This window comes from Microvirga sp. VF16 (genome assembly GCF_016864375.1).
GTDB lineage: Bacteria > Pseudomonadota > Alphaproteobacteria > Rhizobiales > Beijerinckiaceae > Microvirga.
On sequence record NZ_CP069354.1, the window covers coordinates 2,749,964 to 2,764,909 of the forward strand.

The 14,946-nt window shown below is 58.2% G+C and carries 10 protein-coding genes and 1 pseudogene; 4 read left to right on the top strand and 7 right to left on the bottom strand.

The window, feature by feature from the left end; all coding sequences use genetic code 11:
* Positions 1-49: 49 nt before the first annotated feature.
* On the bottom strand, positions 50-1,261 hold the full coding sequence (locus tag JO965_RS12925) for a heparin lyase I family protein (RefSeq protein ID WP_203439316.1): 1,212 nt from the start codon (positions 1,259-1,261) through the stop codon (positions 50-52).
* 782 nt (positions 1,262-2,043) lie between these two features.
* Between JO965_RS12925 and JO965_RS12930 the strand changes: the two genes are divergently transcribed.
* Positions 2,044-3,087: an IS110 family transposase gene (locus JO965_RS12930; protein ID WP_203439317.1), complete on the top strand. Its 1,044-nt coding sequence runs from the start codon at positions 2,044-2,046 to the stop codon at positions 3,085-3,087.
* A gap of 480 nt (positions 3,088-3,567) precedes the next feature.
* Here the strand turns inward: JO965_RS12930 and JO965_RS12935 are convergent, their stop codons facing one another.
* Positions 3,568-4,593, bottom strand: coding sequence for an IS110 family transposase (locus tag JO965_RS12935; protein ID WP_203439318.1), 1,026 nt, complete (start codon positions 4,591-4,593; stop codon positions 3,568-3,570).
* A gap of 251 nt (positions 4,594-4,844) precedes the next feature.
* Here JO965_RS12935 and JO965_RS12940 point away from each other — a divergent pair, with 251 nt between their 5' ends.
* Positions 4,845-5,915, top strand: coding sequence for an AraC family transcriptional regulator (locus tag JO965_RS12940; RefSeq protein ID WP_203439319.1), 1,071 nt, complete (start codon positions 4,845-4,847; stop codon positions 5,913-5,915).
* A gap of 617 nt (positions 5,916-6,532) precedes the next feature.
* On the opposite strand, the gene JO965_RS12945 is transcribed toward JO965_RS12940, so the two are convergent.
* The 3 genes from JO965_RS12945 to JO965_RS12955 all read right to left on the bottom strand — a co-directional run bounded on the left by JO965_RS12945 (position 6,533) and on the right by JO965_RS12955 (position 10,410).
* The gene (locus JO965_RS12945) at positions 6,533-7,498 is read right to left on the bottom strand and encodes a polysaccharide deacetylase family protein (protein ID WP_203439320.1); all 966 of its coding nucleotides are present in this window, start codon (positions 7,496-7,498) and stop codon (positions 6,533-6,535) included.
* A 702-nt stretch (positions 7,499-8,200) separates the two neighbouring features.
* Positions 8,201-9,469, bottom strand: coding sequence for a GNAT family N-acetyltransferase (locus tag JO965_RS12950; RefSeq protein WP_203439321.1), 1,269 nt, complete (start codon positions 9,467-9,469; stop codon positions 8,201-8,203).
* A gap of 171 nt (positions 9,470-9,640) precedes the next feature.
* A protein-coding gene (locus JO965_RS12955; protein ID WP_203439322.1) for an IS5 family transposase occupies positions 9,641-10,410 on the bottom strand; the annotation gives its coding sequence in 2 pieces (ribosomal slippage) (positions 9,641-10,098 and positions 10,098-10,410; 771 coding nt in all).
* Between the two features lie 174 nt (positions 10,411-10,584).
* Between JO965_RS12955 and JO965_RS12960 the strand changes: the two genes are divergently transcribed.
* Positions 10,585-11,679: an IS110 family transposase gene (locus JO965_RS12960; RefSeq protein ID WP_203439323.1), complete on the top strand. Its 1,095-nt coding sequence runs from the start codon at positions 10,585-10,587 to the stop codon at positions 11,677-11,679.
* Between the two features lie 331 nt (positions 11,680-12,010).
* On the opposite strand, the pseudogene JO965_RS12965 reads toward JO965_RS12960, so the two are convergent.
* A pseudogene (locus JO965_RS12965) lies at positions 12,011-13,084 on the bottom strand (IS630 family transposase); the annotation flags it as partial.
* 675 nt (positions 13,085-13,759) lie between these two features.
* On the opposite strand from JO965_RS12965, the gene JO965_RS12970 reads away from it, so the two are divergent.
* Positions 13,760-14,332, top strand: coding sequence for a heparin lyase I family protein (locus JO965_RS12970; protein ID WP_203439324.1), 573 nt, complete (start codon positions 13,760-13,762; stop codon positions 14,330-14,332).
* A gap of 209 nt (positions 14,333-14,541) precedes the next feature.
* Here the strand turns inward: JO965_RS12970 and JO965_RS49340 are convergent, their stop codons facing one another.
* Positions 14,542-14,889 (bottom strand): hypothetical protein, encoded by a 348-nt coding sequence (locus JO965_RS49340; protein ID WP_203439325.1) that lies wholly within the window; start codon positions 14,887-14,889, stop codon positions 14,542-14,544.
* Positions 14,890-14,946 lie beyond the last annotated feature (57 nt).

Sequence of the window (14,946 nt, forward strand, 5' to 3'; positions counted from 1 at the left end):
CGCAAAATAGAAGAGCGGCCCTCGCTCAAACGAGGGCCGCTCCACGGGATTAGAGGATGTAGAAGTCAGCAGCAGTCATCTTCAAGTTCGTAGCAAGCTTTGCGAACTCGACCTGAGCCGTAGAGCCAGTGCCGTCCTTGTCGAAATAAAGGCTTCCGGTGTTCTTATTATAGATGATGCGGTCGGACGAGTCGGTCGCCTTGGATCCGATCTTGAACTGGTGTGATAGTAGAGAGCCGGTGTTGAGGTTGGCGCCGGAAAACACGGCATTCTCGATGTGCAGCTTGTCGGTGCCTGGGAGGAAGTCCTTGATGCGCGCGACAGTGCCCTTGGGCGCGGTTTCAAACACGAACCAGTCATTGTCCGAGCCGCCGTAGAGAACGTCGTTGCCGCCCCTGCCGATAATCGTGTCGCTACCGCCATGGCCGTAGATGGTCTCGTTGGCCGACGTACCCTTCAGCAGGTTGTTGCTGTCCGTGCCGGTGATGACGTTCGGCTGGGGTGTCGGAGTCGGCGTGGGCGTGGGCGTGGGCGTGGGCGTGGGCGACGGGCTGGAATGAGCCGTGTCGCTGTGTCCGCTGGCGCCGTAGGTGAGGTCGACATCCTTGTAGTTGACGGCGAAGGTCTCGCCGCCGGACGGCGACTTGCGGTAGACGCCCATCTCCCACCAGGCCTGGGTCGCGTTGGTGTAGCCGATCTTGCCGTTGTAGTTGGCGATCTGGGTGCCGTCGCGCCAGACATAGGCATGGCCGTTGTTGCCGGCGGCATCGAACTTGACGTCGACTTCCATGTCGTACCACTTGCCGCGCTGGATGTCGGCGCTGTCGAGGTAGACGGTCTTCTCGACCGGCGAGCTCGAGGTGCCGTTCTTGATCACCACAGCCATCTTGTCGTTGCCCATGAACTTGATCTCGAACGGCGGGGTGCCGCCGGTGAAGAGCTGGCCGGTCACGAGCCACTGGGCGGTGTTCTTGGCGCCCGGTTCGATCATGAACTTGTAGGTGGCGTGGAAGTGGTTGTCCATCGAGGACAGGGAGTGCGGGTTGGTCTCGCCCATCTCCGAGCGCTCGACCCCGACATCGTCCGTCCACGAGGACGAGCTGTAGCGGTCGCCCTTGCGCACCTCAAAACGGAACGTGTTGTTATCCGGTGACCGGAAGCTGTGCGCCTCGTCGCCGGCTACCCTCCAGTTATACCCGTCCAGGGAGAACGAGTTGTTTTCATAGATATCGGGCTGCCATTGTGTTGCTGAATAAGCCAATTTTCATACCCCTACGATGCCTCTTGGTTTTTATGAGGCTGGTTGAAAATAAAAGGATGATTTGTTAGAGTAATTTTAGAGTTTCTGAGGTGGGAAATACGCAGGAAGGGATTAGTATACTCTACCTAACGTTAGGTAATGTGCGAACTACAGAATTTGAGCCAACACATGTCTTTCGGATACACATGTCTGACGATGGGCGTCTTGTGATATGAAGACAGTTCTTTGATATGTCAGGACAGGTTGAGGGGTCTTGGATCGACTTTGTCGAAAGCTTGGCAGCGTTAAGTGCATGATGTGTCAGATATCAGCAAGTATGAAATTCATGAGGCACGAAATTACGACAGGTGTACTTTAGCGACCATCTGAATTGCCCTGATTCAGGAAGCTCATCCTAGCTTCCATATGCGTGTCTATTGTCTTGCGTGGTGTTCTCGCACGAACCGGTATGGAGCCATCCGGTAACCGGAACATACTAGAGATGGTTGGATAATAGATATTTGTAGGTTGTGGTTGGAGGGGGGCATTCAGCTCCTCTTGGGCACCAGTCAGGCGATGGTGCCGCCTCAAGGCTCTTATTCCAACATACCGTTTAGTGCGCCACATCCGTATGTTCGACTGGCGGCATAGGCATACGTGCCATGTGTGGACGGCTCCCTGTTGGCAAGAGCTTTTTGAACGCTTCTGCCGGGCTGGTCGGTGCTGTTGGAGTGGACGGCCCCCTTACGGCATCGCTGTGCCAGAATGAGGTCGTTGCAGATCTCAGTCACAGGAGACCGTCCATGGACCAGATTATCCGCATCGGAATGGATACGTCAAAGCACGTCTTCCAACTGCACGGCGTGAATGCCGCCGAGGAGCCGGTGCTGCGCAAGAAGCTGCGGCGCCAGGATCTGATCACCTTCTTTGGCAAGCTTCCGCCCACCGTAGTTGCCCTTGAAGCCTGTGGGGGCTCGCACCATTGGGCGCGCCTTCTGCAGTCGTTAGGGCACCAGGTGAAGCTGATCGCGCCGCAATTGGCCAAGCCGTACGTCAAGCGTGGCAAGAACGATGCGGCTGATGCCGAGGCGATCTGCGAGGCGATGAGCCGGCCCACCATGCGCTTCGTGCCGGTCAAAACAGCCGACCAGCAGGCGGCCTTGATGCTGGTGGGCGTGCGCGATCGCTTGATCCGGCAGCGCACCCAGCTGGTCAACGTGATCCGCGGCTATGCGGCGGAGTTCGGGCTCATTGCCCCTAAGGGGCTGTGCCGGATCGAGCCTCTGCTGGAGCGGGTCAAAACCGAGGAGACCTTGCCGGCTCTCGCCCGGGAGCTGTTTGCGATGCAGGCCACGGAGTATGCGCAGCTGCAGGCCCGATTGGAGGAGATTGAAGATCGCCTCATGGCTTGGCACCGCGCCCATGAGATCAGCCGACGCTTGGCCAGGATTCCTGGGGTGGGTCCGATCGGCGCTGCGATGTTGGTGATGAAGACGCCTGCACCCGAGGCCTTTCGCTCGGCCCGCCACTTTGCCGCCTGGCTTGGCTTGACCCCGAAGGATCATTCCACCGCCGGCAAGGTGCGGCATGGGGTGATCACGCGGGCCGGTGACGAGGCCCTGCGCAGCGTGCTGGTGGTCGGGGCGACTGCTGTCATCCGGCAGTTGCGGCGCGGCCAGAGTGCGCCGCCTTCGCCGTGGCTGGTGGCGTTGCTCCAGCGCAAGCCGCCCAAGCTGGTTGCCGTGGCGCTGGCCAACAAGATCGCCCGCATTGCCTGGAAGCTGATGGTGACAGGGGAGAGCTACAAAGCCCCAGCGTCAGTATCGGCAGCGGCGTGCGCTGTGTAGAGATCAGCCCGACATGAGAACCCTTCAAGCGCTCTCGTGTTGAGCTGGTGTCGGACCTTGCAAGGAAGCGAGCAGATGGTGTGATCGATCGATCCAGACGGTGAGACACTCCGCACATGACTGTGGTCTGGCGAGGCCGCGGTGCTGTTGGGAACTCACAGAGCGGACGCCATCTTGGCCAGCGGTCATGTGTGACTGCAATGAAAGGCCGGACATATGACCGCAAGCGATCCGATCAAACCATGCCGAAATCTTCTTGCGAGGCGGGGGCCGTCCACATAGGCCATGTGTTCGACCTGTTGCTGCGGTGCTCATGACCGCTGGCCATAATGCCCTCCGCGAAGGGGTCCCGACCAAAAGCTCGCATTCCAAGATGCTCTGGCACGAATGGGGTGTCCCGCTTCCCGGCTCGACCGGATCCTGCATTAACGTCCTTTCGCCCTTCCCAACCTCGGTCTCGTCAGGGGTTCCGACGAGGTGTTACGCCGTCTGCACAACAGGCTCACGATAGCGCTCGCCCTTGGCCATGATCGCCCACACCATCCGAGCCATCTTGTTGGCCAGGGCCACCGCCGCCACCTTGGGAGCCCGCCGGGCCAGCAGTTGCACGATCCAGGGGCGCCGCGTTCCGTGCCGCTGGGCAAAGCGGATCACTGCGAGTGCGCCCACCGTCAGCAGGGAGCGCAGGTAGCGGTTGCCCTGCTTGGTCACCCCGCCCAGCCGCTCCTTGCCGCCGCTGGAGTTCTGCTTGGGCACCAGCCCGATCCAAGCGGCGAGATTGCGCCCGGATGAGAAAGCCTTCGGGTTGGGCACATGGACCACCAGAGCGGAGGCGAGCAGCGGACCTACTCCCGGGATCTCGGCCAGCCGGCGGCTGACTTCGCTAGCGCGATGGCAGGCAGTGATGCGCCGGTCCATCTCCAGGACCTGGCGTTTGACCAGCACCAGTTGCTCGGCCAGGGCCAGGATGCAGGCCCGGGCCAGCTCAGGCACGCGCTCGTCGCCATCACGGACCAGCAGCAGCAACTCGTCCACGCCCTCGCGGCCGATCTTCGCCACCACGCCGAACTCCGCCAGGTGGGCCCGGATCGCGTTGGTCAGCATGGTCCTCTGCCGCACCTGCATCAGCCGCACCCGGTGCAGCATGAGGATGCTCTGCTGCTCGCAGGTCTTCGTCTCGACAAAGCGCATGGTGGGCCGGGTGACTGCCTCGCAGATTGCCTCGGCATCGGCCATGTCGTTCTTCTGCCGCTTCACGTACGGTTTAACGTAAGCCGGCGGCATGAGCTTCACCTCATGGCCCAGGCGCTGGAGCTCTCGCGACCAGTGATGGGCACTCGCACAGGCCTCGATGCCGATCAGGCACGGCGGCAGGGAGGCGAAGAACTTGAGCACCTGCCCTCGTCGGATCTGGCGTCGGATCAGCACCTCGCCCGTGGCGCTGATGCCGTGCACCTGGAAGACGGACTTGGCGATGTCCAGACCAATGGTGGTGACCGTGCTCATGGGCTGCTCCTGTGCCGCTGGCTGATGACAACAGCCATGTTACCTCACCGCAGGGTGGGAGCCGTCCACAGCATCAGAAGCAGGGGGGCAAGTTTGCTCTTCAGAGGCCTTGTCTGGGGTTCAGCTCATCAAATTTTGAAAACGGCCTGCAGCTTAGGCTGCCATTGTATTCATTGACACATAGAGCAGTGTTTTGACTTGCCAGTTCCCGTCTAATCAGAAAATATACTTTCTCATGACGAGGCCGCCCGATGACAGAAGGTCCGGTGAGCCATTCCATCCGAAAGGATCCTGTGACACTCCCTACAGCTTCGGGAGTGCTATCAAGGCTTGCTGCCGAACGTGCTACTCAAGCGGGAATCGATGTCGCGCCCTTGCTCAAGAAATCTGGTCTTCCACCAGATCTTTTGACCAATCACGACGCGCGCGTGAGTGTCCGCGGTCAAATCGATTTCGTCGGTCTTGTAGCAGAGATCATTGAGGATGACCTGCTTGGTTTTCATCTTGCCAGAGATACAGATCTTCGTGAGGCCGGACCTATTTACCATCTCATGGCATCATCAGAAACTCTTGGGGATGCATTTGAATACGCATCACGGTACAGTTCAGTAGTAAATGAAGGGATTGAGCTGAATCGGAGCGCAGGTGCCTTTACAATCGAATTTCACTATATCGGGATAAAGAGGCACCTTGATCGTCATCAGATAGAATTTTGGATGACATGCGCTCTCCGTCTCAGCCGGCTCTTTACAGGACGTGAGCTTATTCCGCTTCATGTCAGTTTTCTTCATCATCGCGCGGGCGATACTTCCGAAATGGGGCGTTACTTCGGATGTAGAATGGAGTTTGGAGGAGTGAAGGATCAAATCTCGTTTGATATTCAGGAGGCAAGACTGCCTCTCGTATTGGCTGATCCATTTTTGAATCGTTTCCTTGTGAACTATTATGAGAAGGTAATTGCGGGGCGTTACGCTAAGCAGCAGTCGATGCGAACTCGAGTCGAGAACGCGATCGTGCCCCGCCTGCCGCACGGCACAATGAACATTGGGAATATCGCGGATGACCTAAATATGAGCGCTCGTACGCTCTCTAGACGCTTAGCTCAAGAAGGAGTGACCTTCAGTACGATACTGGAAGAGCTTCGCTCGGATCTGGCAAGTCGCTATTTGCAGAACAATAATCTGTCTATCTCGCAAATTGCATGGCTCCTGGGATACTCGGAGGTCAGTTCCTTTGTTCATGCATTCCAGAGGTGGACAGGAAACTCGCCAACATACGCACGCCGACAGATAAACGATGCCCTGGCTCCAGAGGAATTTTAAATCTAAAGTGCGGTCTCTGAGTCAGTTGGGTGCGTCATTTTGGGGATCGGTTGATATCGGCGCCAACAAAGATTTGATCTGGAGAAGAGTGCTCGGGAACCAGTCCAGCAAGCAGTTGGCGCTCCGTCTGGCTGCCCACCATAATCGGCACGAAACTGACCTCGAATGCAATTCTGATCTGATGCGCGGAGCACCGGATCGAAGAGCTTAAATTGTCCAAGCAAACCGTGGATGCTCAGCCGATCCGGCTTCACATGTAAAAGTCCCCGATGGCTGCGGAGTGCGCACGCGCTGGCATGTGTGACAGGCGCCGGTCTGGAGAGGTCTTCCTCATTAGGCTACAGACGCCTACCAGGATTCCAACGGCCTACGAACCACAAGACATCGTCATGCTGCGCCGTGGACAGCCCCTGCGGACAGGCCACTTACCCCTGTCGCGCCACACGGCGTATAAGCTGTTTAGGCTCGCATCGCCACTGGTGAAGCTTCAGTGGAAGTTTATGGATTTCCAAAGAAGCTCTCAAACTGCTCGCATTTGTTGGATATATTCAGATAAATCTGACTGGCGCGGTGTCGCTGAGTCTAAAAAGTTCTATGATGAAGTGGAATTTATTGCATTAATGTTTCCAAGATGAAGCAAGGCGAGCAGCGCCAACAAACTTTGCCATCAAGCGAGGGATGTTGTCCTTTGAGCCTACATCAATTCTTCGCACGGCCGTTGGCCTTTCGGAAACTTCATAGAGTCTGGATGGTCCGGGTTCCAGCGTGAATGCTATGGCAAAGCCAGCCTCGTAAACTGCACATTCATGTCCATCATCATAGTCTTTGGTGGAGCCATTTGGATACGCAAAGCCAATAGCGGGTCTACCGAGTTCGGCGGTGAGACGTTCTTGACATTCAATGATTTCTTTTCTTGCCGCTGCGACTGGAAGTCTAGTGAGGATTGGGTGTGAGCAGGTATGGCCACCAAATTCCAAGCCCTCTCGGGCTAGCTGCCTTACTTCATCCCAACTCAGATAAAGGCCTGAGAAGGCACTCTGCGGCGGTAAAATACCGAGCGCCGATGCAAGCGCCTCGGCAGCAGGCCAGCGTTGCTCGGCTGGCAATCGTTTAGATGCCTCAACCCAGGCGATTGTAGAGGCATATCGATCCTGGAGGCTAGAGAGATTTCTTGATCCAAGTAGCGGAATGCATGCACGATCAGCGCATGCATTCTGGATGCAGTAGGCCGCATAGTCCCAAATAAAAGGCTTGCCTGTTCCAATGTGATCGGTCGCGAGAAATACCACGCCAGGAATTCCAAGATCACGCATAATGGGCCAAGCCACATAGCCGTTGTCTTTGTAGCCGTCATCAAAGGTAATCAGTGCGGGCCTTTTAGGGAGCGACGCCCCGGTTGCCAGAGACTGCGCGACCTCTCGAAGGGATACAGGCGTAAAGAGAGTGCTTACAATTTTCATTTGCCGAGCAAAATTCTCGATTGAGGCACTGAAATTAGGTCTATAGCTACAAGAGCTATCTTGATCGGGATTGCCGATCCTATGATAGCAAAGAACCGTGAGCCAATCGCTTTGACTGATCATCAGAGAATTCTTTAATTAAGATTTACATAACAGCATTAAATTTTCCGCATGTCTATTAAAACAGGAAGTTGTAGGTCGTTAAAGAACTGCGGCGGCGCAGTCACTCCAATGGTTCGTTCTGGTGACCAGTTAGAGAATTGAATGCGCACGTGGGACGATCGGACGAGCGAGCTGTTCTCCTATATTGATCTGGAAGCCTGGGTGAGCGCGGATCATCTGATGCAGCCTCTCAGTGAGATCGCCACGCACCTTGTATCGCTGCAGCGCGGGTTCGCAGCTTTGTATGCGCTGCTCATTAACCGGTGGACTCCACTTTTAGGATTTATCCGATGCTCGTTCTCTGAGCTGACGCGGTCCTCTGGGGCCGCACTATGCGCTAGGTCCGGCGCTGCCGCGATATCAAGGTCAGCGCCTAGGACCGCTCCAGCGAATAAGCAAATAGTGCCACCATGGCGCCAAGGCTGCCATCTCACGGATCGAGATTCAGGGCGAACTGCGCTGATCCAGCATTGTGATCGGAACGGCCTTTATCATCAATCACGATCGACGATATTGGATATTGTCCGCGTAGCGCCAACGGGAGTAGGGCAGGCCATCCAGTGAGCGATGATCGTACTCTCAACCTCGTACAGTCGCATGGGAGTCCAAATCTAAAATGCGAAGGCGGGCTGCGGAAGATTTATTCCACCGGACGCTACTATGTTATTGGCGTCTCGCATCTGAAGCCCGGCGAGGCTTGCGGTCTCCTCTACGCTCGAACTTGCGATAGACCCTCTTCACGGCAACGGGAATGTGAGGCCGTACATATTTTTGATATGCAGACTGCATCAGGATGCGAGGAAGAGAGCATAGCATGGGAAGAGCAGCGCGGCGGATGAGATGAACATCAACGTACTCGTCACGCGGCATGTGCCAGAGACGATGTGCATCCGCGTCGCTGATGTGATTGACCTCGTCGAGATCTGGCCGGGAAAATGCGTCCCGGAAGACCTCTCCGGTCACGATCATACCTGGCCGACAGTCAGCGAAGTCTTCATTAAAGGCAATCTTTGGAAGTAGAAGCGATCTGCCACACCGAATGGCCATTCTCGCCGCAACAAGGCAATCATCGACCCGTACTGCATGCCACTCCCACCAGCCTTGTGCTGTGAAGTTTCGGACCAAGGCCTCGTAGAATGCGATTGTATTTGGATCGTCCCTCATCGCGGTTCCGTTGCGACCCTTCCAGCCTGAAGCCTCAAGAGCCAGATACTCGGCCAGGAACTCTTCACTCGGCGCCGCACTTGTCTGGACCTCCACTGAGACGCGTCCTCGACCTTCCAGCTTCTTACGGTAACGCCTGAGGTTCTTGGGGATACTGCCTAAACTAGCGAGATAATCCTCGAAGTCCCCGCGCACATCGAGGAATGAAAACATCGAGCGCAGGCCGAGGCACATGACATAATCCTGACACTCGTCTGATAGGCCCGCCCATAAGGGAGAGTTCCGCCGCACAGCTTTGAAATCGAAACCGAGATGGGTCGGCTCCTGGCGTCCCACCTCGGCCAGTAGGGCCTGAAACGCGGCGAGCGCGCAGTCTGGAGCCAGTAAGACGTCCCCGGATGGCGTGTGCGCGTCATACGGGGTGCGCAGGGTGGGCCTCGATGAGCCGAAGAGTGAATGCGGTGTAACGATGACGGGCAATACGCCCACGAGCCTTTCGCTTGCGTAGATAAAACTGCAGAACCATCGCTCATTCGGCTTCAGTCTGTGGCGAAGGAAAGCATTAACCCATCCCGATAGCAAAAAAGGGAGCTTTTGAGGAGCTTCCCAGGCGAGGCGATCCCAGGCGACTCGGTGCATGGTGAGAGCATCGACATCGCGAACGGTGACGGTGCGCAAATCTACATGAAAAGTCTCGGGCCGACTCGAAGGTGCAGGATTATGATTATATCCAATATTGCTCCCCAAGGCTGATGCTGTATCGCGCATTGGCTGAGAACTAGTCCTATTAGGTCCGATTACGACCGTTACATTGTGATCGGATCTTAGATCAGATTTGGAATTTGCAGAAGTATTGCTCTCAGGACCTGTCCTGAGCATTAGCACTACCTAAGAAGAGCAAATCAAGATCGTTCCAGCACTCGTTTGACCTAGGGCGTGTCATCGCTTGATCCAATCGAGTGTAGCGGCGAGGCAGAGAATGCCCATGAAAGATGAGGTGGTCTTTTCGTAGCGAGTTGCAACGGCTCGCCACTCCTTCAATCTGGCCCAGAGCCGCTCGACGACATTGCGGTTATTGTAAATCCAATCTGGGCAAGCGACTGGCGCCTCGTGGCGCTGCGGCGGGATCGCCGGCTTCGCACCGATGCTCCAGATGTGCTCACGAAAGGCATGGCTGGTGTAGCCGCGATCTCCGACCACCCACGTTGGCACTCCCGGCAGTTGCTCGAGCAGCGGGATGGCATGGGGCAGCTCATGCGCCTGCCCAGGCGCGATCCGAAACGCGATGGCGTGGCCAGAGGCGTCGGCGATCACACAGGCCTTGGTGCCATAGCCGCCACGAGAGCGGCCAAGTGCTTCACGATCATCTCGCTCAGCTTGAGATCCCCCTTTCGGCGAGCCCCTGCCGCCTTCTGGTGCGCCCGCACGCTCGTGCCATCGAGGAACACCATCCCGAGCTGGATCCCACATTCCTGAACAAGGTTCAGCAAGCGCTCCCAGACGCCAGCTCGTGCCCAGCGGATGAAGATCTGGGCGGCGCGCCACCAGGGGCCCATCTCCTCCGGGACCGCACGCCACTTGGCGCCGTTCTGGTGCCGCCAGAGGATGGCCGACAGGGTGCGCCGCAGGTCCTGCGGCGGGGTCTTGCCTTTCGGTCGGCACGCTTCAATCAGGGGCTCCAGCAGGGCCCATTGTCCGTCGCTGAGCATGGCTCCTCCTCATCACGGGGGAGCAAAACGCAAGTCGATCCAATCAGTTCAAGCGACAACACACCCTAGACCAAATGTTCGCCTGAGATTGGGGCGACCCGTCTCACAGTATGCAGGTGTTCGAGGATTGCGCCGGATGGTTCGGCGCCGAGCCTCATGCATCGGAGACGGGTCATGGGTGAGCCTATCATCTTTGTCGGATTGGATGTGCACAAAGACACCATCACGGTGGCGCTGGCTGAAGAGGGCCAGCGCGGCGAAGTGCGCGAGTATGGCCGGATCGCCAACACGCCTGCAGATCTCAAAAAGCTGGTGGACAAGCTGGGATGCACAGGCCGCACTCTGCGGTTCTGCTACGAGGCGGGTCCATGCGGCTATGGCATCCAGCGTCAACTAACGGCGGCCGGGCACGTGTGTGTGGTGGTGGCTCCCTCACTGATCCCGCGCAAGCCAGGCGAGCGCATCAAGACCGACCGGCGCGATGCCAGCAACTTGGCCAGGCTGCATCGGGCCGGCGAACTCACCTCCGTCTGGGTTCCTGATCCGGCTCATGAGGCCCTGCGCGATCTGGTTCGGGCCCGTCTGGCGGCAGTGCGAGCCTTGCGCCAAGCCCGTCAGCAGCTCTCGGGCTTTCTCCTGCGCCATGGGCGACATTACAACCGACCGGCTTGGACCCTGATGCACCGGCGTTGGCTGGCCGGACTGCGCTTTGACCAGGAGATCCACCACGTTGTGCTGGAGGATCTCATCGCGACGGTCGAAGCTGCCACAGAGCGACGGGACCGGCTGACGCGTCAGATCGAGATGGTCCTGCCCACCTGGTCTCTGGCTCCGGTCGTCCGAGCCCTGCAGGCTTTGCGCGGCATCGCCCTGGTGAACGCGGCCACGATCATTGCCGAACTCGGTGACCTGACGCGCTTTGCCAACCCGCGGCATCTGATGGCTTACCTTGGGCTGGTTCCCTCTGAACAGTCCAGCGGCCAGAGGAGACGCCAGGGTGGGATCACCAAAGCCGGGAATGGGGCGGCCCGGCGCCTGTTGATCGAAGCCGCCTGGTGTTACCGCTTTCCGGCGCGGGTCAGCCGCGAGCTGCTGCTGCGGCAGGAGGGCTTGGCTTCCACGATCCGGGACACAGCCTGGAAGGCCCAGCTGCGGCTGTGCCGGCGTTATCGCCGACTGTCCCAAGCCGGCAAGCTGCCGACTGTGGTGACCACCGCCATCGCCCGCGAACTGGCTGGCTTTGTCTGGGCCATTGCCCGGCAGGCGTAGGCCCCGCTGATCCGCTGCCAATCCAACTCAGGGAGGTGCGCCGCGCTCATTAACATCATCTGCAGCCGAGCAAGGCCGGAGGTGCGATCCCGGCAGGAGAACCCTCGCCACCCACTACCAGCCGGATCCACTCCGACGCTGGTTCCTAGACCGAGGCAGCTCCGCGACGCATCAGGTCCTGCGGTTTTGATCCGCGTATCAGAGGATGATCAACCGTCGTTTCAGGATCGTGCCTCCTGCTTTGCCCGGGTGCAGCTGTCCTCAACCGCTGGCCAGATAAGCCAGAACTTTTCTGTTGCCTGCTGCTTGAAATGGCGAACATGAGAGAGTGGACGGAATCTAACGCTTGGTGCCCACGCCTGACGGCGGCAATGATTTCATCTGGATCAGCCGTCCACGTGAAGGGCTTGGGACTGGCATTCGTCTCGGCAACGTACCGGCTGATGGCCGCCTGAAGGTCAACCACCGAATGGAACACGCCGCGCTTGAGCCGCTGCCGGGTCAGCTTGGCGAAGAAGCCCTCCACCGCATTGAGCCACGAGCATGAGGTCGGGGTGAAGTGGAAGGTGAAGCGCTCGTGGCGATCCAACCAGGCTCGAACCTTGGGGTGTTTATGAGCCGCATAGTTGTCAAGGATCACGTGCACGGCCTTGCCAGGTGGCACCTGGGCTTCAATGGCGTTAAGGAAGCGGATGAATTCCTGATGCCGGTGGCGCTGCATGTTGCGCCCGATGACGGAGCCATCCAGCACGTTCAGAGCGGCAAACAGCGTGGTGGTGCCATGGCGTTTGTAGTCGTGCGTCATGGTTCCAAGCCGGCCCTTCTTCAGCGGCAGACCGGGCTGGGTGCGGTCGAGCGCCTGGATCTGGCTCTTCTCATCAACAGAGAGCACGATGGCATGAGCAGGCGGGTCGACGTAGAGCCCGACCACGTCCCGCAGTTTCTCGGCGAACCGGGGATCGTTGGAGAGCTTGAATTGGCGATAGCGATGCGGCTGGAGGCCATGCGCTCGCCAGATGCGCCGGACGGCACTGGCGCTGATGCCAGTCTCCTTGGCCATCATAGCAGCGGTCCAGTGCGTTGCCTCGACCGGTGGGTCGGCCAGCGTCAGGTTGACCACCCACTCGGCGATGTCAGGCCCAAGCGGCTTGATCCGGGAGGGGCGGGTCTTGTCGCGCAGCAGGCCGTCGACACCCTCCTGCATGAAGCGCTCCTGCCAGCGCCAGACGCAGGTTTTGGAGGTGCCGGTCCAACGCATGATTTCGGTTGTGCCGACGCCATCGGCGCTCAGCAGCACGATGGCAGCCCGCCAGACGTGTTTCTGGGCCGTGTTCCGGTTGCTGGTCAGTGCCTCAAGGCGATGCCGGTCGGAGGACGTCAGGGTGATCGAGATGCCAGTGCGCATGCCACAGCCTCGCATGCACACCGGCTAAGGGGAATCCTTCAAACGGACTCTTTTGTTAGGCGGAAACCACTAGCTTGGTGTTATAAAGCGGATACATACTTTGTTCGCAAACTAGGAGGGATGCGCGACACAATCCAACATCTTGAATTATAGGCCTTTAAATATTCATCTACTCACGTCACGCCCTGTTTTATCGACATATTGTTGCGAACCGTGACCGTTAATCAAGCTGGACATCGTCTCCTGCTTACCCCTTTTGCATGGGGTAATTTACACAGGTCAAGCCAATATACTGTTTTGTAGAAGAAATTAGCATGAGGTAATGTACCCAATCGATCGAGTTCGCATAACGAGATTCTTTGGAGTCCCGTCGAACCAGAGACCGTGGAGTTGCTTAATGCTAGGGCGTAGTTGCCAATGGTAATTCGGCGAAATCGCTTTTTAAAAGCCCTTGCAATAGTTATCTTAATTACTTGCTTGGCAGGCGCCGTTCCGGTTGTCCTCAGGCAGCAGTCATTGGTGAGCGTTGCGACCGCCAACCTGTGGTTTCCACTTCTACAATGGGCCGCTTCAGCTTTTGAGCACAATCTTATTCTGCATCAAGGGTCAGTCTATAGGATCGCAGCCTCAGCTCCACACAATTTCCGAAGAATTGGAAACACGTTCCGTTTTGAGGTGCGCAAGGGCGACCGCTACAGCTCGTCCTCGTGGACGGACGATGTCGGGGTCGAGCGCTCGGAGATGGGCGAGACCAACCCGCACTCCCTGTCCTCGATGGACAACCACTTCCACGCCACCTACAAGTTCATGATCGAACCGGGCGCCAAGAACACCGCCCAGTGGCTCGTGACCGGCCAGCTCTTCACCGGCGGCACCCCGCCGTTCGAGATCAAGTTCATGGGCAACGACAAGATGGCTGTGGTGATCAAGAACGGCACCTCGAGCTCGCCGGTCGAGAAGACCGTCTACCTCGACAGCGCCGACATCCAGCGCGGCAAGTGGTACGACATGGAAGTCGACGTCAAGTTCGATGCCGCCGGCAACAACGGCCATGCCTATGTCTGGCGCGACGGCACCCAGATCGCCAACTACAACGGCAAGATCGGCTACACCAACGCGACCCAGGCCTGGTGGGAGATGGGCGTCTACCGCAAGTCGCCGTCCGGCGGCGAGACCTTCGCCGTCAACTACAAGGATGTCGACCTCACCTACGGCGCCAGCGGACACTCCGATATCATAAGCCGTTGATATTTCTCGTGGCTGCTAGAGCCATTTCTGATTACCCCCGTTCATAACCGGCGGTCCTGACGCAGGTGGAGGTCTTCCAATGCCCATGTGGAATGCCGACCCGTAGGCATTGCCCTCGCGCGTAACGTCCATACCGGCGGGCCATCCTGATCGAGGCGCCGGTCTCGTCGATGAACACCAGCCGTTCCGGGTCGAGATCAAGCTGTCCGTCAAACCAGGCTTGGCGCGGCTCTGACGTCGGACCGGTCGTGCTCGCAGGCGTGCGCTTTTTTGACCGGCATCGCCGGTGCGCAGAAGCCGCGCCAGAGCATGCCTATGTCGGCGGAGACGCCGCGCTTCTCCCCCAAGCGGGCCTGCATCTCGTGAAGGCTGCTATGCGAGAAGCCATCAATCAGCTCCAGGAGAAAGGCCGCATGCGCATCGAGCGTGGGGCCCTTGGGGTGACCCTGACGGTGGGTGGACACTTCACCGGATGGAGCGCGGCGCACCCACAGAACGGCGATTGAGATGCCAACCCCATAGCAAGCGGAGATGCCACCCAAGACTGCCTTGTTCACGCGGCCCCGCAGATCCTGACTGGAAGCGCATGCAATGCCGTGCCTCCATGTCTGCAG

Coding starts and splice junctions, on each gene's coding strand:
- JO965_RS12930 (WP_203439317.1), top strand. CDS start 2,044: ATGGACCAGATTATCCGCATCGGAATGGATACGTCAAAGCACGTCTTC.
- JO965_RS12935 (WP_203439318.1), bottom strand. CDS start 4,593: ATGAGCACGGTCACCACCATTGGTCTGGACATCGCCAAGTCCGTCTTC.
- JO965_RS12940 (WP_203439319.1), top strand. CDS start 4,845: ATGACAGAAGGTCCGGTGAGCCATTCCATCCGAAAGGATCCTGTGACA.
- JO965_RS12945 (WP_203439320.1), bottom strand. CDS start 7,498: ATGATCAGTCAAAGCGATTGGCTCACGGTTCTTTGCTATCATAGGATC.
- JO965_RS12950 (WP_203439321.1), bottom strand. CDS start 9,469: ATGCGCGATACAGCATCAGCCTTGGGGAGCAATATTGGATATAATCAT.
- JO965_RS12960 (WP_203439323.1), top strand. CDS start 10,585: ATGGGTGAGCCTATCATCTTTGTCGGATTGGATGTGCACAAAGACACC.